General features: G+C 66.6%; 17 protein-coding genes. All 17 read left to right on the forward strand.

Going from position 1 to position 18,535, the window contains the following annotated elements:
• Positions 1–236: 236 nt before the first annotated feature.
• The 17 genes from D7Y04_RS41820 to D7Y04_RS41895 all read left to right on the forward strand — a co-directional run bounded on the left by D7Y04_RS41820 (position 237) and on the right by D7Y04_RS41895 (position 18,526).
• Positions 237–1,202 (forward strand): ArdC family protein, encoded by a 966-nt coding sequence (locus tag D7Y04_RS41820; RefSeq protein WP_121762974.1) that lies wholly within the window; start codon positions 237–239, stop codon positions 1,200–1,202.
• A 61-nt stretch (positions 1,203–1,263) separates the two neighbouring features.
• Positions 1,264–1,920, forward strand: coding sequence for a DUF6884 domain-containing protein (locus D7Y04_RS41825; RefSeq protein ID WP_121762975.1), 657 nt, complete (start codon positions 1,264–1,266; stop codon positions 1,918–1,920).
• A gap of 210 nt (positions 1,921–2,130) precedes the next feature.
• Positions 2,131–2,307, forward strand: coding sequence for a hypothetical protein (locus D7Y04_RS46130; protein ID WP_233601832.1), 177 nt, complete (start codon positions 2,131–2,133; stop codon positions 2,305–2,307).
• A complete protein-coding gene (locus tag D7Y04_RS41830; RefSeq protein ID WP_121762976.1) occupies positions 2,304–2,855 on the forward strand; it encodes a hypothetical protein in 552 nt (183 codons plus the stop codon). Before D7Y04_RS46130 ends, D7Y04_RS41830 begins: the two co-directional genes overlap by 4 nt.
• 311 nt (positions 2,856–3,166) lie before the next feature.
• Entirely contained in the window at positions 3,167–3,943 is a 777-nt protein-coding gene (locus D7Y04_RS41835) for a ParA family protein (RefSeq protein ID WP_121762977.1), read from the forward strand.
• The gene (locus D7Y04_RS41840) at positions 3,940–5,124 is read left to right on the forward strand and encodes a ParB N-terminal domain-containing protein (protein WP_121762978.1); all 1,185 of its coding nucleotides are present in this window, start codon (positions 3,940–3,942) and stop codon (positions 5,122–5,124) included. The genes D7Y04_RS41835 and D7Y04_RS41840 overlap by 4 nt, the downstream gene beginning before the upstream one ends.
• 445 nt (positions 5,125–5,569) lie before the next feature.
• Positions 5,570–7,522 (forward strand): TraM recognition domain-containing protein, encoded by a 1,953-nt coding sequence (locus D7Y04_RS41845; protein WP_121762979.1) that lies wholly within the window; start codon positions 5,570–5,572, stop codon positions 7,520–7,522.
• A 7-nt stretch (positions 7,523–7,529) separates the two neighbouring features.
• The gene (locus D7Y04_RS41850; protein ID WP_147477315.1) at positions 7,530–8,255 is read left to right on the forward strand and encodes a hypothetical protein; all 726 of its coding nucleotides are present in this window, start codon (positions 7,530–7,532) and stop codon (positions 8,253–8,255) included.
• A gap of 97 nt (positions 8,256–8,352) precedes the next feature.
• The gene (locus D7Y04_RS41855; RefSeq protein ID WP_158627685.1) at positions 8,353–9,240 is read left to right on the forward strand and encodes a replication-relaxation family protein; all 888 of its coding nucleotides are present in this window, start codon (positions 8,353–8,355) and stop codon (positions 9,238–9,240) included.
• The gene (locus D7Y04_RS41860; protein ID WP_121762982.1) at positions 9,237–9,521 is read left to right on the forward strand and encodes a hypothetical protein; all 285 of its coding nucleotides are present in this window, start codon (positions 9,237–9,239) and stop codon (positions 9,519–9,521) included. The genes D7Y04_RS41855 and D7Y04_RS41860 overlap by 4 nt, the downstream gene beginning before the upstream one ends.
• On the forward strand, positions 9,509–9,835 hold the full coding sequence (locus tag D7Y04_RS41865; protein WP_158627686.1) for a hypothetical protein: 327 nt from the start codon (positions 9,509–9,511) through the stop codon (positions 9,833–9,835). Before D7Y04_RS41860 ends, D7Y04_RS41865 begins: the two co-directional genes overlap by 13 nt.
• Positions 9,836–9,861: 26 nt before the next feature.
• Complete coding sequence (locus tag D7Y04_RS41870) at positions 9,862–12,438, forward strand: VirB4 family type IV secretion system protein (RefSeq protein WP_147477316.1); 2,577 nt, start codon at positions 9,862–9,864, stop codon at positions 12,436–12,438.
• Positions 12,428–13,390, forward strand: coding sequence for a hypothetical protein (locus D7Y04_RS41875; RefSeq protein ID WP_121762985.1), 963 nt, complete (start codon positions 12,428–12,430; stop codon positions 13,388–13,390). The genes D7Y04_RS41870 and D7Y04_RS41875 overlap by 11 nt, the downstream gene beginning before the upstream one ends.
• A 9-nt stretch (positions 13,391–13,399) precedes the next feature.
• Positions 13,400–14,311 (forward strand): hypothetical protein, encoded by a 912-nt coding sequence (locus D7Y04_RS41880; protein WP_121762986.1) that lies wholly within the window; start codon positions 13,400–13,402, stop codon positions 14,309–14,311.
• A complete protein-coding gene (locus D7Y04_RS41885) occupies positions 14,311–15,033 on the forward strand; it encodes a hypothetical protein (protein ID WP_121762987.1) in 723 nt (240 codons plus the stop codon). The genes D7Y04_RS41880 and D7Y04_RS41885 overlap by 1 nt, the downstream gene beginning before the upstream one ends.
• An 8-nt stretch (positions 15,034–15,041) precedes the next feature.
• Positions 15,042–16,055, forward strand: coding sequence for a hypothetical protein (locus D7Y04_RS41890; protein ID WP_121762988.1), 1,014 nt, complete (start codon positions 15,042–15,044; stop codon positions 16,053–16,055).
• Between the two features lie 11 nt (positions 16,056–16,066).
• Positions 16,067–18,526 carry a serine/threonine-protein kinase gene (locus tag D7Y04_RS41895; RefSeq protein WP_121762989.1) on the forward strand — a complete coding sequence of 820 codons (2,460 nt, stop codon included), beginning with the start codon at positions 16,067–16,069 and terminating at the stop codon, positions 18,524–18,526.
• The last annotated feature ends 9 nt before the right edge of the window (positions 18,527–18,535 follow it).

Consider the following 18,535-nt stretch of genomic DNA (forward strand, 5'->3'; position numbering starts at 1 on the left):
CCCGATGGGGCCCGACTGCCTCGACCACTGCCGCAGGGGCCCAAGCACCTTGCATCTTTAAACGTGAAACTGCGCCGCGCGACCCGCCGAAACACACTGCTCTATTTGCATGTTATATCTTGCAACTAAGAGAGGGGGCTGATATTACTTCCCTGCCGGTTGGGCAGCGCCCACCGGCCCGAGAGGGCGAACCTCCTCGGTAACTCCGGCCCCAAGCCGGAAAGGCATCCCGCACCATGAGCACCAAGACCGATAGCGCGAAGTGGGCCGCCGAACGCGAGGAGAAGCTCGCCAAGGCCCGCGAGTCCCTCGACGCTGGCCTCCGTGCCCTCGTCACTGGCGAGGACTGGAAGCGCACCCTCAACGGCCTGGCCATCCTGGGCCCCCTCTCAATCAGCCGCCTGAGCTTCACCAACATCCTCCTCCTCCTCCTGCAGCGCCCCGACGCGACCTATGCAGCGACCTTCGAGGGCTGGAAGAAGGTTGGCCGCTCCGTTCGCAAGGGTGAGCGCGGCGCCGTCATCCGCGCCCCCTGGTTCCGCAAGGCCAAGGGCGACGCCAAAGACGAGCCCACGGACGGCACCGGCGACGAATCCAACCCGCAGGAAAAGCGCCGCGTCGGCGGCATGCGCCCGCTCCACCTCTTCGCCCTCCAGCAGACCGACGGCGCCGAGCTGCCCCGCGTGTCCTGCCAGGACGTCACGGGCCCCGAGGCCTTCGAGCGCTCCGTCGAAGTCATGCGCGATGTCGCCCTGACCATCCCCGGCAGCCCCGTCTCGAGCGTCACCCTCCGCGCCCACAGCGCCGAACTGGGGGACCGCCCAGGTGTCCGCGGCTGGTTCGACCGCTCGACGCGCGAAATCGTCGTGTTCACCAACGACCGGGACCGCCCTGCCATCTTCCGCACCCTCTGCCACGAGGTTGCCCACTCCCTGCTCCACGGCCTGGATGATCACCACAGCTCGCCTGAGCGCGAAGTAGAGGCCGAGTCCACCGCTTACGTCGTCTGCCACGCCCTGGGCCTGGACACCGGTTCCTACTCCTTCCCCTACGTAGCGACCTGGTCAACCGGCCTGGAAAGCAAGAGCCCGACGGAGGCCGTTGAAGCGAGCGGCGCCCGCATCCTCTCCGCCGCGCGCACCATCCTTGCCGCCCTCGCACCCCAGGAGGACGAGGCCCGCTTGATGGACGCCGCCGCCTGACTCCCGCCCGCTCAGCCCAGGTCCGGGCCACTCCCGGACCTGGCTGTGCCCTGGACCGTCCATGTCTTCCAGTCAGATTGGCTTGCTCACCGTCCCCGCCCTGCCCCGTTGTGCGCTGTGCCACTCTGCCGGGCTCAACAAGACCTGCCCCCGGTGCACCACGAGCCGCCGACGCTTCTACACTCCGCCGCCCCCGCCGGGCCCCGACGCCCTCGACGCCATCGACGCCATCGCCGCGCGCCAGGCCCAGCAGGCGGCCCACGCCGCGCGCCTCGAACGCTGGACGGCGCTGGGGCGCCCTGTCCGCGTCGCACTCATTGGGTGCAGCAAAAGCAAGGCGAGGCATCCCGCGCCGGCCGCCCAGCTCTACACCGGCACCCTCTTCCGGGCCTCGCTTCGCTACGCCCACCGCACCTTCGCTCCTGACGACGTCCTCATACTCTCCGCACGGCACCACCTGGTGCCGCCTGAAACAGTGCTCGAGCCCTACGACTACACCCTGTCAAAGCTGGGGAAGCGCGAGCGGGCGAGCTGGGCAACCCGCGTCGCCTCCGCGCTGCAGCTCCGCTTTGGGACGCTTCCGTGCGAGGCCCTCTTCCTGGCGGGCGCCTCCTATGAGCTGCCGTGGGCGCTTTTGCCGAGATGGACCGTCTCGAAGCCGCTGGCGCGCACCCCTGGCTTCCAGCGCCGGATCAGCTTCCTTAACGAGCAGCCTTGATTTGCAGATTAGAACATGCAAATAGGAAGAGTCGCTCCCCTCCTCCTTTCCTCGAGAACTCCCATGGACTCCACCACCCCAACCCCCGCCACGTGCACCGGCCCGGGTCGACCTCCCCAGAAGCTGTGCGGCCTCCCGACCGTCGCGGGCCGCCTATGTGGCTCCCACCGACGGCAGGAGGTTAAGGGCCAAGAGCTTCGGCCCCTCCATGTGCGCGCCGAGCGCAAGCGTCCTGGCATTCTCAAATACGGGCTCTATTGGTCGACGAAGGCAAACATTGCAGCGCTCGAGAAGCTCGCGAAGACGTCCAATCAGTCCGTCTGTGACTACATCAGCAAGCGCGTAGAGCAAGACTGGCTCGGCTACACGCGAAAGGAAGACAAGTGAACCTCCCCAAGCTCCGAGCTGCCCTCCGAGACGCCACCCGGGAAGTCGAACGCACCTACGCCGCGCGCTCTACCGCTACTCACCAGGTCCGCACCGCCGAGGCCGACGTTCTCGACGTCGTGCGCAAGGAGCTGGGGCACCTCGTGCCCGTGCTCGCAGGCCGCTACGTCGTCGCCGCCCTGCAGCCTCCGGGCGCAGACCAGGTCCTCACGCACTCCCAAGGACGGGGCATCCTTCTCGCGGGCATGCCGGCCCCAAAGCGGAGCCCAGACGGGATGCCCACCGGGCGGGCGCTCTACCTCCTCGAGGACCTCTCCCTCTCCCTCCTCGAGTACGCCCCCCCAGCCGCAACCGCGTCCCCCGGCTGGAGCAGCACGCAGCGCCCAATCAGCTCCCTGGACGCGCTCACGCACTTCCGCCTCGTCGACGTGCTCGACCAGGTCGCCGAGCTGCTCCCCGCGGCTGCCGCGTCGAACAGCAAAGCCGCAGCGACCTACGAGCAGCGCGCGGCCCGCCTTAACGCCCTGCTCCTCCTCGCTCGCCCCTAGCCCCCTCCCTCCCCGGATGCTCCGGGCACCCTCGGCCGTCCGCCTCCAGCGTGTTTGGTGCCGAGCTGCCTTCGACTCTGGGGAACCCGCGTGACCCGGCACGTAAGGCAGCCTCTGCCTACGTCTCGGGCTAGGTGCGCCTTCTGCCGCCGCGCAGTGCCGCTTCGTCGCGTGTGGTTGAATGATGCGTCCGAACGCAACACGGCTTGACCCTTTCGAGGGGCGACTCGTATAAGCCACGCACCGTCGCAGAGTTGCTCACGCCTCATTCCGAGGCGTGCCGCGCTCGGCAGGAAAGTCCAGGCCTCCAAATGGGGACCGCAACGCGCGTCAGCATCATCAACAACCGAGGTGGTGTGGGGAAGAGCACGACTGCCGTCAACCTCGCTTACGGCCTCGCGCTTGAAGGGAAGCGGGTGCTGCTCGTCGATGCCGACCCGACCGGCGGAGCGACCGCCGCGATGGGGCTGGTAGAGGAGGCCGCGGAGGACGCGAACTTCTACACTACGGCGGACCTGATGCGCGGCGTTCCGTTCGCGCCGTCGCGCAACCACAACCAGGTGGAGGGCCTCGACTTCCTCCCCGCAACTCAACGACTCAGTTTCCTTGAGCCTGAGCTTTACGCGCAGGGGCAGGATGGAACAACAAGACTCACTCGCGCGCTGGATGCGATTGATAGGGATTACGACTATGTCCTCATAGACAGTCCACCCCACCTCAGCGTTCTAATGACAAACGTCGCGGTCGCGGGTTGGAATGTGATTATCCCGGTCCGGATGGACCTGGGCTCAATCCCGATGACCTTCGAGCTTGAGAGGTACCTCAAGGGCTTGAGGGGGACGCTGCAGCCCAAGCTTCGCATCCTCGGCGTCCTCGCGACGTTCTTTGATGACCGCGCAACGACGCCTGCCGCGCTCTACGGGGACCTCCGCAAACTCTTCGCTGAGCGTGTCTTCAAGACAGTCATTCACCAAGCGCGCCCTGTTGCCGATGCCTGGGGCGTGGGCGTCCCCATCATTTCCGCGAACCCTCGCCATCGCGGCGCGAAAGAATACCAGCAGCTTACGCAAGAGGTCCTGAGCCGATGACCAATACTGGAACCGGAACGACGAAGTCATACATCGCAAAGAAGCTGCAGGAAGGCGCGTTGCCAAGCTGGGACTCACCGAGCGATACCCCATTCACTCTCAAGTCGCTTCCCCTGGGTGACGTGCTTGAGAGCCCGGAACAGGCGCGGCAAGTCTTCAACGAGGCCAAGCTGTTTGAAATGGCGTGTAGCATCCTCACGCGCGGGCTGTTGACCCCCATTGAGGTCAGTCCCGAAGCCGACTCCCTTGGGCGCCCTACCGGGAAGTTCTTCGTCATCGCAGGTGAGCGCCGACTCCGATGCTTTCGGATGCTCAACTCTGCCGAGCAGAGCGCGGAAGCCGCCCAGACGTACGCAGCGCAGGCACGCAAGGCCTTCGGTGAAGTGGAAGGCAATGAGCTGGCAAGTCTGTGGCTGGGCCTGCCGTCCGACACCCCGCGCTTCGCGACAATCACGGCGCTGATTACGCGAGCCAAGACGTCAGTGGACCGGCTCATTGACGGGATGACCGAGAACCTCCAGCGGGAGCAGCTCCAGGCGCTCGAGGAGGCCGACGGCTACGCGCGAGCGGTGCGAAAGAAGGAGGAGGGAGGCGAGGGGCTCACAGCGGAGCAGCTCGCTTCCAAGATGGCGAAGGACGTTCAATACGTGCGGCGCCGCTTACAGCTCGCCAAGTGCTCCGAGCTGCTTCGGGAGGCGATGACGAAAGGCATCCTCGTCACCAAGCGCGACGAGGACGGCCGACCGGTCATGCTCGGGGAGGGAGAGGGCGCCACGGAGGCGCGGGAGCGGCGATACGTCGAGGACATCTCAATCGCGCTGGAGCTGGAGAAGATCCAGTCCTTCCTGCTCAAGGGTCTTGATGACCCTCGCCAGAAGAAGGCCCGCTTGGCGGCTGAGGAGAAGTTCGCAGGCCTCCTGGATGACGCCCTCTCGCGTAAGTGGTCGGTTCGGAAGCTCATAGAGGTCCGAACCGCCCTGATGGACCCGAAGGCCAAAAAGAAGTCCGGCGAGACTTCGGAAGAAGGGGAGGGTGCCGCAGCCGCGAAGCCCTCCCGGACGGCATGGACGAGCGACGAGAAACAGCTCGTTGTTCGCCTTGACCGTCTACCCGCTCTCCAGGGGGAGGAGCGGGAAAAGCTCCGTGCAAGGCTGCAGGAGCTACTCAGTTCCCTGGGCTAGCCCAGAGCCCCTGAGAGGCCCGTTCGGGCCTCTCAGGGGGCCACGCTCAACGCTGAGCGTGGGAACTTAATTGCGGCTGAAAGCCGCGCGGATTCGATAGCTTGCGCGTCGTGAACGACTGCGCCGCGAACCCGCAAACCCCGGTCGGACTTCGGTGCCTACGGCGCCGGTCCGGCCGGAGAACTCAAAACCCAAAAAACCTGGAGTCGAAACGGGGGGATAGCCCCGTCTCGACGTGCCAGATGGCTGTTGGGTTGATGCTCGGAATTGTGTTCCTGCGCTGGTTTTGACCCTCTGTCCCTCTTTGCCCTGCCTCTAGACCCAAGCAGCCATCTGTCACTTTAGGTTTTTTGGGTTTTGAGTTCCTACGTTGACCAGGATTAAAGATGCGTATAGACACAACATTAGTTGTGCTCTAGCGCATCAATGAGGCAGGGAATCAGGGATGAATGAGGCGAAGGCGACGACTACGGACATTCGCACCGCACACGACACGACATGGGGGACGGTAGTCGTTGCCGGTGTTGTAGGGGTGCTGAGTGTAGTCGCGGCGCTGTCGCCCTTTATGGCCGGAGGCGTCTCTCTTCGTGGACTGGAGTCCCACGGAGGAGCTTTCGGAGTCGGAGCCCTGGTGTTTGCCGTGCTGCTCGCCGTGGGCGTCACGCTGGACTTCCGGAGGGCGCAACGCCGGGACTACGTCCCTCCCGCGCTCCGTGTCCAGGTGGCCCGCTCGCTGCTTTACGGCGCCGGGGTGCTCCTCATGCTCGCCGCATGTGCTTTCTGGATCCGTCCCGGACTTCTGGCTGTCGTGGCGAAGTCGGGGGGAAGGGCGGCGTGGTTCTCACTCCTGGTGCTGCCCTACGCTGGGGTTCTCTGGGCCGTGTGCTTCCGGCCCCGCGTCTTCACTCCGGCGCCGCTTCCGACCTGGCAGGAGTCCTGCGAGGCCCTCCGCGACACCAACGACTTTCTCCTGGGCAAGTCTTCGGAGGACTGGAAGCGGGGGCCGGTCCACGGCATCGGCGACCCCCGGTGGTTTGTCCTTCCGGAGTTCGGCCTCTTCGCGAACTTGTACTGTCTCGGAGGCATCGGCTCCGGCAAGACCTTCACGGTCATCAAGCCGCTGTTAGAGCAGGCGTTGTTCAAGTGGGGCGGGGACCGCGAGGTTCTCTATGGCCCGAAGGGGAAGCAGAAGCCCGTCCGTACGCGTGACATGCGGTGCGGCATCTTCCTCCTCGACTACAAGGGCAATAACGCCGCCTACGTCGTCGAGCGAGCCACGGCGCACGGTCGCGCGGAGGACGTCGTAATCGTCACGCCGGGCGGGCAGTGGAGCGTCAATCCACTGGCGTCCGGGACTCCTCAGCAAGTGGCCCAGAAGCTGGTTGCCGCCCTGGAGGTGATGACCTCCCAGCAGTCGAATTCCTACTACCGGAAGATGCAGCTCGAGTTCGCGACCCATGCCCTGTCCGTCCTCCAGGACGTCTTGGGTCCCGGGAAGGCGACGCTTCGCGACCTCTATGACTTCACCACCGACCCGAAGGAGCAAGCCAAGTTTCTGGAGGGCGCGAAGCCGAAGGCGTCGCTCTCCTATCGCTGGTTCGAGACGCAATGGAGCCAGGAGGACCCCCGGGAGCAGATGATGCTCACCAAGGGCTTCCGCGCCGACCTCTCGCAGTTCGTCACGAACGAGCTCGCGCCAACGTTCTCCGCTCCGGCTCCGAACTTCCCCGGCTGGCGCTCCATCCCGGATGACGGGCGCATCGTCGTCTTCAGCATGAACGTTGACGAGTGGGGTCCCGTCGCGCGCTCCCTGGGCATCTTCATGTTGATGGACTTCCAGCTCCAGATGTTGGGGCGCACGACGACGAAGTTTCGGGAGGAGGGGGGCAACACCGAGCGTCTCGTCATGTGCTTTGCCGACGAGGCCTGGGCCTATATGAATCCGCAGCTCCCCGAGTTTACGGCCGTCTCGCGCGAAGCCCGGTGCTGCACTCTCGCGGCGCATCAGGCGATTGACCAGGTCCCCGAGGTTTACCGCGCCGTCGTGGTCGGCAACTTCCGGACGCCCATCATCCTGGGAATCAACGACCCCCGGAGCTGCGACACCTTCTCGAAGGTCTTTGGCACCCACAAGGTGGTGCGCACTTCCCGCTCGGAGTCGTCCGGGTACGCAGGCGTTTCGCATGGACTCCTGAGTGAGTCAGTCCGCGGGAAGGTGGGGGGCGAGTCGCGCTCCGTGAGTGTCTCCGCATCGGAGGTCGACGAGCCGCGCTTCACGCCGGACGAGCTGACCCGCCTGCCGAAGTTCCACGCCGTGGTTCAGGTCTTTGACGGAGACGTCGTCCGCAATCCTGCCTGCGTCGCGCTCCAGCCAGGCCACCTCGCCCTTTTGGCCTAGCCACCCCATGCCCGCCCCTCTTGCTCCGCCGCGCAGTCAGCGTTCCGTCGAAGTCATCGAGTACGTGGCGAAGGCTGGCCTTATCGACCTCGACCACCTGGTGAACAAGTTCTTCCGCGAGCAGCACGAGACGCTCCTCGACGCCAAGCCTCGCGCGATGGCGGCGCTCAAGCGCCTTGCCGTGCAGGAGTACCTCCAGGTCCGCCCGGTCGTCATGGATGCCGCCCGGACGGTGGGGCAGGGCACTCCCGAAGCCGTCGGCCACTTCCTGAACAAGCACTACATGAGCCTCGCCTTCAACATCACGCCGCGCGCAGCTCGGGACTTCAACGCGCCCCTGCCGCCGAACATCCGGACGAACTTCGTCACGCACCACTTGAAGACGATGGAGGCCATCCTCCAGGTGGAGCGCCAGTTCAACGGCACCGGTGAGCGCGTCCTCGACTTCAAAATGGAGTCGCAGCTCGTGCGCGAGAACTTCTCAGGGAAGGTGTTCCGCCCTGGCAGTGGCGACATCAAGACGAACTTTCCGGACGCGATGCTCGTTGTCCGGACGCCCAACGGTGGACGTGAAGAGGTTCGCGTCGAGTACGTCTCCACCAAGTACACAGACAAGATGATTGCCGAGAAGGCGGCAGCCTGGACGACAGGCCGCACCGTCTGGGCCGCGCCCAACCAGTCCACCGCCGACCGCATCCAGCGGATTACCGGGGCGCAGGCCGTCATCGTCTAACCCTCTTTCCCGTCGTCCCTCTTTCATGCCCCTCAGTCACTCAGAGCTGACCCGCCGCCGAGGCCGCCCGTTCCGCGTTGAGGAGTACCGCGGCCTCTTGGAGCGCATCGCGCAGCTCCGTGTCATCACCAGTGCCCAGGCGCAGTGGCTTTACGCGCCCTGGCGCAAGAAGACCTCGCGCAACGCGAAGGCCCGCCTGCGCCAGCTCACCGAGCAGGGCTACCTCCGCGCGGACAAGGCACGCCCGGCTCGCGGTCGTGCCGCCCTCTACTTCTACCAGCTCACGCACCGCGGGCTTTCGTTGCTGGGAATGCCGCCCACGTCGACAGTCCTCGCGCGGCCGGAGCCAGCCATTCTGGATTACCTCCTGCTCCGCAACGACGTCTGGGCCGCGTTCCGTTGCGCTGGCTTCGAGGTCGTAACGCCGGTCCTCCTGGAGCTGGAGCACCATCCCCGCGCGCTCGCTGTCGTCGCCGCTTGGGCGAAGCTCCAGGCTCACAAGCACCTGGTGACGCTCCAGCGCGACGGAGCTGCCCCAGACGCGCTGGAGAAGGCACAGAAGGACGTGGAGCGCAGCGCCCTGTTCGCTCCCAAGGAGCTGACCTTCTCTTTCGCCTACCGGCTCACCGCGAAGAAGCTTCCGGAGGACCTCGTCCTCCTCGTGGTGGATGACCCTCGGCGAGCAGTCGCGCGGAAGGGTAGGGCGGCCGTCGGGCGCGCGAAGCGGGCCCAGGTGGAGGAGTTACCGCTCCTCGGATACCACGGCGACCGCCTCCTGCTTCGCGACTCGGAGTCCCGCTGGGACGTTGCCCTTGCCCGTCTCCGCACGCCCTCCCAGCGGCACGCCGAGTGGATGGCAGCCCTCCGCAAGCGCTACGGCGCCGCCGCCCTCGCCACCCTCAACGCCGACTTTCCCGACCTCTGGGCGCACAAGTTCGTGCGGCCTGGTTCCTCGCAGCACTCACTCCCGAAAGACGCACAATGAACAAGCTTGCCGCGCAGCTCTTCGTCCTTCTCCTTCTCCCGTTGACCGCCTTCGCCCAGGGCGGCCTCGCCAACGCGGACAAGATCATCTCCGCGAAAATCCTCCCGTGGGCTGCTGCTGCTGGAGCCGCGTGGTGCGGGATTGGCCTCGTCCAGGGCTTCGTGAAGCTCAGCAACGGCGACCAGGACGGCAAGGACCAAATCGTGAGGGCCGGCATCGGCGCCGCAGGTTGCGCGGGCGCCGCTGCGCTCCTCGCGCTCGTTCTCTCATGGGCGAAGTGATGGCTCTCGAGCGCGCTTTCGTCTTTCGGCAGCTCGACGGCGACCAGCGCTTTGCGCGCTTCGGTCCCGAGGACATGGCGGTTCCCGTCCTGGCTCTCGTGCTCATGACCCTTGCGAGTCTCGCCCTCGACTTTCACCCCCTCTACAACGGGGCTGTCTTCGGGGCGCTCACGGGGGCGAGCTGGGTCCTCCGTACTCAGCTCGAGGACCCGCCGCTCGAGGTCGCCTTCTTTTGGTTCGCGCCGAAGCACCTCTCGTCGCTGGCGCCGGACCGCTACCAGAAGCCCTATCCCGGGGCTCCTCCGCAGATTTGACACCTTCGCACCCTCACCGAGCCCCCATGCCTCCTCCTCCTCAATTCAAAGAGGTTCCGCTCAGCCACTCCATTCCCTACTGGTGGATTGGTGAGGGCTGCGCAGTGCTCACGGACGGCACGCCCGTCTTGGGCTTCCGCCTGTCCACCGTTTCCGTCATCACCGCGACGGATGACCAGATTAACGAGCTGACGGGGCACCTCCGGACCGCGCTCAACAGTGTTCCGGCAGGCCTGCACCTCCAGCTCCTGCGCCGCTCGCGTGCTGTCGACGCGAGTCTCTTCCGTGACTACGTCGGCGCGCTGAAAAGCACTCACCCCCTCCTGCGTGAGCAACGAGCCCACTCCGCGGCGCACCTGCAGCGCCAGGGCATGCGCTGCTTCGACACGTTCCTCCTCATCTCCCGGCCCCGCGCCCTCGTCGGGAGAGGGGAGAAGGCCGACCTCTTCACTCGCGCACGCTCGCTCCTCGGCTTCGGCCCCAAGCCGACCGAAATCAGCAGGCGGCGGCACCTGGACGTCTTTGAGAAGCACCGTCAGGAAGCTTCCCAAATCGTCCAGTCGCTCGGAGCTACTGGAATCACTGCGAAGCCCCTGACTGACCAGGACTTCGTGGCCCTCGCCTTCGCCATGCTCAACCCGGGCCGCGAGGACCAGGTGCCCCAGCTCACCGACGCGCATCCTCCCAAGGAGCTGCCTCCCAAGCAGCGGCCTCTCTATCGGGCCCTCAGCCTCCGCGAGCAGCTCGTGCAGACCTCGGCCAGCCACTCCATGGATGCCCTCTTTCTGGGCGAGCCGCTCACCCCTCACCGCGTCCTCACGCTCAAGGCGATGCCTCGCACCACCGAAGCCGCAGGCGCCCGCGTCCTCAACCGCATCCCCTTTGACCACTGGCTCTCGGTGGGCCTCTCAGTCCCCGACAGCGAAGCCCGCTACGAGGAGGCCGACAAGCGCCGCAAGCGCGCCCACGCCTGGGCGCAGGGCGCTGTCGCGAACATCAAGGCCGAGGAGCAGGCCGCCGAGCTAACCGAAGCCCTTCGCACGATGACGAGCAACGATCAGCGCGTCTTCAACCTCTCCGTCGCCGTCCTCCTCAGCGCGCGTGACGTCGTGGAGCTGGAGCACCGCTCCACCGACGTTGCCCGCGTCTTCGGTGGCATTCAGACGCCTGTCGTCCCCGCGCGCATGGCGCAGCTCACGACCTACGTTTCCATGCTGCCCGGCTGCTCGCACCTGGCGCCGCACAGCCGAACCGTCCTCACCGACAACGCCGCTCACTTCCTCCCCGTCTACGACGCGTGGCAGGGCGACGAGCGCCCCACCTGGCTTGCGTCGACCCGGAACAATGAGCCGTTCCGCGTCGACCTCCGCAACCCCCGCGACGACGCCTGGAATGTGAACGTCTTCGGCCGCACGGGCTCCGGGAAGAGCTTCTTCGTCTTGTCGCAGCTCGAGGCGGCCATGCTGGGGCAGAACTCCAGCGTCATCATCATCGACGTGGGCGGTGCCGAGGACGGCAGCTATTACCGCCTGTGCAAGCTCCTCGGTGGTGACTTCGTCGACCTGTCCCTTGACGGGACGAATGCCATCAACCCCTTCCCTTCGCGGAGGGACCTCTACGTCACCGACAAGGGCGCCCCGGCCAGCGATCCCAACCCCGGCCTGGTGAACTTCCTCCTGGCGCTGGCATCCCTCGCCTGCCACGACCAAGGCGACGACAAGCGCAGCCGCGTCGGAGAACGCATCCTGCGCGACGCGATTGTCCAGACCTACGAGCGCCTCGGTCCCGACTGCACCCCCATTTTCAGTGACGTCGAGGCGACGCTCGCCTCTCACTACAAGGGCGAGGACTCCGCGGACGAGGAGCAGGCCCGTCGCTACGCGAAGACCCTCCGCGCCTTCCTCGCCGGTCCGGCCGGGAAGCTGATGAACCAGCCCTCCCGCGTGAAGCTGGGGAGCAACTTCGTCGTCTTCGACTTGAAGGGCTTGGAGAACCTCGGAGACGAGGCGACGGCGATGCTCTACGTCGTCAATTCCTACGTCTGGACGATGCTCGGCAAGCGCAACCGCGACGAGCTGGCCTTCGTCGTCTACGACGAAACCTGGAAGATCATGAAGCACCCGACCGGCGCAGCGCTCCAGGAGGAGCTCTATCGCACCGCCCGGAAGCTTCGCGCCGGCGTCGTCTCCGTCACGCAGAAGCTCGAGGACTTCCTCAGTTCGTCCGCCGCGAAGGCTGTGCTCTCCAACACGCTCCGGACCTTCCTCCTCCGGCACAAGGACGGCCACGACCAGGTCGGCCAGCTTCTGGGCCTCAACGACGTTGAGGCGGGCCTCTTCCGCACCCTCGACACGCGCAAGGGCTATTACAGCGAGGTGCTGATGCGGACCGACGCTGGCACCGCGATTCTCCGCTACAGCGCCTCTCCGTGGGACTACTGGCTCAACACCACGGATGGCCTCGACAAGAAGGTTGAGCGCGACCTGCTGCCGCAGTTCGGCGGCGACCGACTCGCGACCCTTCGCCACCTCGTGGCGACCTACCCGAACGGCGCCGCCGCTGGCGCTGTCTCACCCCCGAAGAAGGTCCCTCATGCCGCGTAACCTTGCCCTCCTCCTCGCGCTCGCCGTGGGGCTCTTGCCGCTTCACGGCCGCGCCCAGATGGTCACGTCGAACCCCCTCCTCGAGTTCCTCGCTAACACCGAGCTTGCCGAGTCCTTCGCCCAGACGACCACCCTCGCGAGCCAGCTTGAGCAGCTCCAGCAGGGCCTGACACTTGCGAAGGAGCAGGCGTCGCTGATGCGCGACGTTTACGACGGCGCCGCCTACTTCGCGACCTTCGACCCGAACGAGTTCCTAGCCGAAGGCTCCGCCTACTTCCGCTCCAGCCTCGGAGATACGGGCCTCACCTCCGAGACTCGGGCCTTCCTGACGGACATTCGCTCCAACGGCCTCAATGGCGGCGACTTCTCGCGCATCCGCGCGCACTTCGATGCCTACCGCGACACGGCCCGCTCGCTGGATGCCCTCCAGGACGCTCCAGAACGCCCCTGGGACTCCCAGACGGCCCTGGGCCTGTCCGCCCAGCTCCAAGCGACCCTTGCCACGCCAGCGGCCCGCCAGCAGCTCCTGTCCAAGCCCACCCCGACCTCCGTCGCGGAGGGCCTCATGACCGCCGACCTGGCGCGAGCCGACCCCACGCTCCTCAGGGCCGTGCTGCAGCGCCGAGCCCAGGCTCGCGAGGCCGAGGACCAGGCCCTCGACCTCCTATGTGAATCCATGGGCTGCAATGGCGCCCCCGCGCCCTCCGTCGGCAAGGCTGAGCAGCTCACCGCGAAGTCAACCGCTCAGTCCGCGGTGGAGCTGACGCGCCTGAACGCCACAACGTCCGAGCAGCTCGCGCTCGAGCAGCTCCGGCGCCAGGAGGAGGCCGCCGCCGCCGCCAAGGCCCGCGCCGAGCAGGACGCCCTCTGGGACAGCATGTCGGGCTCCTTCCGCCGCGCCTTCAATGCTCCTCCCCCGAAGGTGGCCGTCCCGTCCGCGCCCCTGCAGTGAGGCTCGCTCATGAATCCCGAACTCACCATCTTCAACTCGGTTTTCTCCGGCCCCGCGCTGCCCATCTACGGCGCTGGGACCACGCTCGCGTGCGTCTGCTACGCGCTCGCCCTCTACGCTGACGCACAGCGCGCTGGCTTGGGCGGCAAGTCCGACCGCGCCGCGATTCACGACAGGTTGGCCTGGGCCATCCTCTGCCTTGGGGCCTACACCTGGATCATGGGCTCCGTCTGGGCGTTCTTCCAGAGCACGGCGGCGAGCGTCTATCCCCGCTCCGCGCTCGGTGCCATCGGGACCCTGATGGAAGCCGCCCTTCGACGCTTCCAGGAGTACAGCTTCTCCAACTTCTCCGTCGCGAGCGCGATGAAGGACGGCTTCATCGTCGCGACGAGCCTTGTTGCCTTCGTCTCCGCGCTCCTCGGTTACTGGAGCACGCAGACCTTCCAGGTGGTGGCTTACAACTGCTGGTTTGCGCTCGGCCCGCTCCTCATTGGCCTGTCCGTCTATCCCGGCATGAGCACCCTTCGGACGTGGCTCATGGGCACCTTTGAAATCTCCGCCTGGAGCCTCATTCAGGCAATCGTCTTCAAGACGATTGAGGGGACCCTCACCTACTACCTTCAGCGCGCCGCGGCGATGCCGCTTCTGAGCCTCGACTTCCTCGACGTGTTCAGTCAGCTCGCGCTCCTCGCTGTCCTGCCTGTCGTCGTCCCGACCATCGCCGCCCGCCTCTTCGGAGCCGGAATCGGCGCGGCCTTCGCCTCCGCGCAGATGCCGTCGATTTCCCCGATGGCCTTTGCCGCGGCTGTCGGCGGCTACGTCGGCGGCAAGTTCGGCTCGAGCAAGAGCGAGCCGTCCGCCGCCGGGCACGGTCCTTCCGCCGTTAACGCTCAGCGCTCTAAGCGCTCAGGAGACGTCTAGTGTCCTCCGACTTCACCCGCTCCGAGCAGTTCGAGCTGTGGGCCGACCTCAGCAAGCAGAACACCCACCTGCGCCGCAACAACTGGCTCCACTGGGCCGCTCACCTGGTGCTGCTCGCTGCTGTCTTCCTCCTCGCCACCCGCCCCCTCACTGCTGTTCGCGTCGACTCCCTCGGAAAGGCCGACCTGGTGCAGAACATCGCGCCCTCGAACGCCCCTGGCCCCGAGGAGGCCGAGGCTGTGTCTCGCCTCGTCGCTCAGTACCTCATGGAGCTGCAGAGCGGCTCGGTCAGCCGCGACCTGGGCCGCGCCCTCACCCTCATGTCGGCGGACTTCGCCAAGGCCTACCGCGCGAAGGTGGCCGAGGACCAGACGCTCACCACCCTGGACAAGGCAAACGTGCGCTCACAGCTCACCTTCGACCCGAACCTCACCCAGGTTCGCCAGGAGAAGGATCCGGAAGGCCGTCCCGTCCGTTACCTCGTCCAACTCGGCGCGAAGCTGGAGCTGTACCGCGCTGACGTCTTCACCTCGCCTCTTGCCTCCCATGACGTTGTGTTGCGCGCGACGCTCCTCGTTGTTCCTCGTACCCCCACCACTCTCAACGGCCTTCTGGTCCAGTTCTTCGAGCACGAGCTGCTTACTCCCCGCGCTCGCCCAACTTCCCCGGCTCCCACTCCTTCCCCGGTTCCTGCCGTCCCTTCCCCCGCTGTCGCGAAGTAACTCCTCCCATGCTCCGACCGATTGCCGGCCTGTCGCTCTTCCTCTTCGCGCTGTCTCTCCCCCTGCCCGCCCTCGCCGCCGCGCCCAAGGCCGACGCCCCAGCTCCTGCAACTCCGGCGGCTGAGGACTCCGACCGATCCATTCGCACCATCCCCCTCAATGAAAACAAAGTGGGGCGTGTATACAGAGTGAAGACGAGTGTCGGCCTCCCGGTTGTCGTTGAGTTCCCGGAGAGCTTCGACGTGCCAGTTACCTGCGGTGACTGCGCTGTCGAGCCTCCAGACTCCGCATCCCCCGACGCTGTCGCGGAATTCACCGCGAGCCCCGCCTACTTCATCGTTTCGCCCCATCCGGAGCAGCAGTTCCTGGCCCTCAAGCCGAAGCAGTACCCGACCTCCATGGGCGGCAGCATCCCGGATGAAGACTTCCTCACGACCATCACCGTTCGCTTGAAGTCGAAAGTCTCCATCACGCTGCAAGTCGAGTACGCCCCGAAGGCCAAGGCAGATGCCCGGGTTGTCTTCACTCTCCCGGAACGCTCGAAGGAAACGGAATACGTCCGCGACACCCTCGCCCGCGAGCGCGCGGCTCTCGAAGCGGCCTACGCGGAGCGCATCGACTCTGGCGTCCAGCAGGGCCTGCTCCTCGCCCTGGTGGAGCCCCACCAGTGCGCTTCGGCCTCAACGCGCGTCCGCACGGACAACCTGGTGCTCGAGGTGTCGGAGCTTTGCCGCTTCGGCTCCCGCGTCTTCCTCCGCTTCGCCGTGGAGAACCGGAGCCGTCAGACGGCCGCGCTCGGCCTCGTCGCGGTGAAGGGTGCCGTAGGCGGGGGCGAGCCGTCAGAGCTTCCAGTTATCGGCGTGAAGTTCACGCAGGAGGACCTCCCATTCAACGGAACGGCCGTGGGTGTAGTTGGTGTCGACGTAGGCGACCCCACTACCGCCGTCTCTCGCTTCGAGGTGAGTCTCACCGAGCGGAGCGGGAAGGGGCGTGTCCTCACCGCCAAGGGCCTCGATTTCTAGACCTCCCCGCCATGAACGACGACGACATCCCCCCAGACCTTCCCGCCCTCGACGACGCGCTCCTCGACGCCCTCTCCTCCGAGGAGGAGGAGGACGAGGAGCTTCCGGCGTTCGAGGACCTCGAGGAGGAGATTGCCGCTGCTGGCCCCCCTCCTCCCCTGGTGCCTCCCCCGCCCGTCATCGCGGACGCGAAGCCCCCGGAACCCCGCACCTCGACCCGCACCGGCGCAATCCTCGCGACGCCCGTCGGCCACTTCAAAATCCTCAAGCATGTTGCCGCTGGCGGCATGGGTGAGGTCTTCAAGGCGCGCAAAGTCGGGTCCAACTCGTGGAACAAGGACGTTGCGCTCAAGCGCATCATCGCGAGCTTCCGACGCGATGACGTGCATCGGCGGAACTTCGTCACCGAGGCCCGCCTCGCCGCCCACCTCACGCACCCCAACATCGTCCAGGTCTTCGACCTCATAGAGCTGGACTCCTCGTACGTGCTGGTCATGGAGTACCTCACCGGAACGAGTCTCCGGGACCTGCACCAGCTCGCCCAGGAGAAGGGAAGGCTCCTCTCCCCGCCCTTCGTCCTCTTCATCACCGCGGAGCTGGCGGAGGCCCTCTTCTACGCTCACACCGTGGAGGTCGACGGGGCGCCCCTCTCCATCGTTCATCGTGACGTGAGTCCCCACAACGTCATGATCACGGACAGCGGCACCGTGAAGCTCCTGGATTTCGGCGTTGCGTACAGCAATCTCGAAGGCCGCGACCACACGAGCACGGGCATTGTGAAGGGGAAGGTTTCGTATATGTCCCCCGAGCAGGCCACAGATGCGCCAGACATCGACGGGCGCAGCGACCAGTTTGCCCTCGCCGTGATGCTCGCCGAGTTGCTCACCGGCCGCCGCATCTTCGACGCCCGCGGCAACGAGACGCAGACGCTGTTCAAGATTGCGACGTGTGACGCGTCCCTCGTCGCGTCCGGGCTTTCGTCCGTCGCGCCTGGTCTGGCCGCCATCGTCGCACGGGCCCTTTCCAAGGACCCCGCCGCGCGCTTCGGCACCTGCCGCGATTTCGCGGAGGCCCTCCGGGAGTACCAGTTCACGCAGGGCAGCCGCTTTGGTGCGCCGCAGGTCCTGGAGGAAGTGGCCTCCCTCCGGGCACTCCCTGCCTACCAGCCCAACGTCACCATTGGTTCCGCTCCTGCCGCCCGCGAGAAGCCGCGCCCGGCAGCTTCTCCCCAACCCCCGTCGCCGTCCGCGCCTCCTCCGGCTCCGGCCCTCGCCAAGCCCCCGGAGGCCGTCCCGTCCTCCCCCCGGCCTGCAGCCCCTGCCGCTCTCCCGGAGAGCGTCTCGGTTTCCCTCCCCGCTATGGAGGCCGCGCCGCCCTCCGTCCCGACGGAGCCCGGCCCCACCACGCTCCACCGCCGCCAGCGCACCCAAGAGGCCCTCTATGAGCCCCCCAAGGCCAAGCGCTCCGGATTTCTCCTGCCTGTCATCAGCTTCGCGGTCCTCGCCCTCCTGGGCATCGGCGCCGTCTCGCTGCTTACCCGCTCCGCTCCGGCTCAGACCGTGGTGGAGACGGTGAAGACGCCGGCACAGGAGCGTGCAGAACGGGAGCTTGCCGAACGGGAAATCACCGCGACGGGTGCCGCGACCCCCGCCACGCTCTCCGACCCCGCACCGCCTCCCGTGCCTCGCCTTGAAGATGCGCTCCCCCAGCGTCCCGAGCAGCCCTCCCAGGGGCCCGCAGCGGCGCCTCAGTCCTCTGCCGTCGCCAGTCGGCAGCGCCCGCGCTCCCAGACGCCTTCGGCCGCTCCTGCAGGTCCTGGAGCCGCTCCTGGTACGGCACCTACAGCCGACCCAGTTCCCGCGCCCGTCCAGGCCCAGGCGCCTGTTGCGGCGGCTGCCCCTCCCCTCCAGCTCCGCTCCCTCTCCACCCGCATGTCGGCCGGAAGCTCCGTCGTCCCCGCCAGCGCGACGACCGCTGACGCGTCCGGTGCGCTGGGAGTCCCCCGCGGTGCCCAGCTCGCTGCCCGGCTCGATGGTGTCGTGGATCCGTCCGCTCCCGGTGGCGTGCCTGCCATCCTCACCAAGGCTTACGGGAAGCTTCCCGCCGGGACGCGCGTCGTCTGTGAAACCGGCAGCCTCAACGGCTCGCGTGTCTCCCTGTCCTGCGACAGCGTCACCCTCGACGGTCGCACCTACGCCTTCGTCGGCCAGGCGCACGGGCTGGATGGTCGGCCAGGCCTTCCCGTCAGCGTCTCCGGGGGCACGTCCAACGACACTGCCGGTGTCGCCGTTGGAACTGGCGAGCGCATCGTCCGCTCCATCAGCCCAGGCGGTGTGCTGGGGGAGCTAGCGGGAGGCGCCACCGATGCTGTCGCGGGCAAGGCTCGCACCAGCGCCGCAGCACGCGACGTGAGGGCGTCACCCGTAGCCCGAGGGACCGTCTTCACGATTTGGGTTTCCCAGGCCTTCTGAGAACCCCCG

Source organism: Corallococcus sp. AB038B, assembly GCF_003668955.1.
In the GTDB taxonomy this organism is placed as follows: domain Bacteria; phylum Myxococcota; class Myxococcia; order Myxococcales; family Myxococcaceae; genus Corallococcus; species Corallococcus exiguus.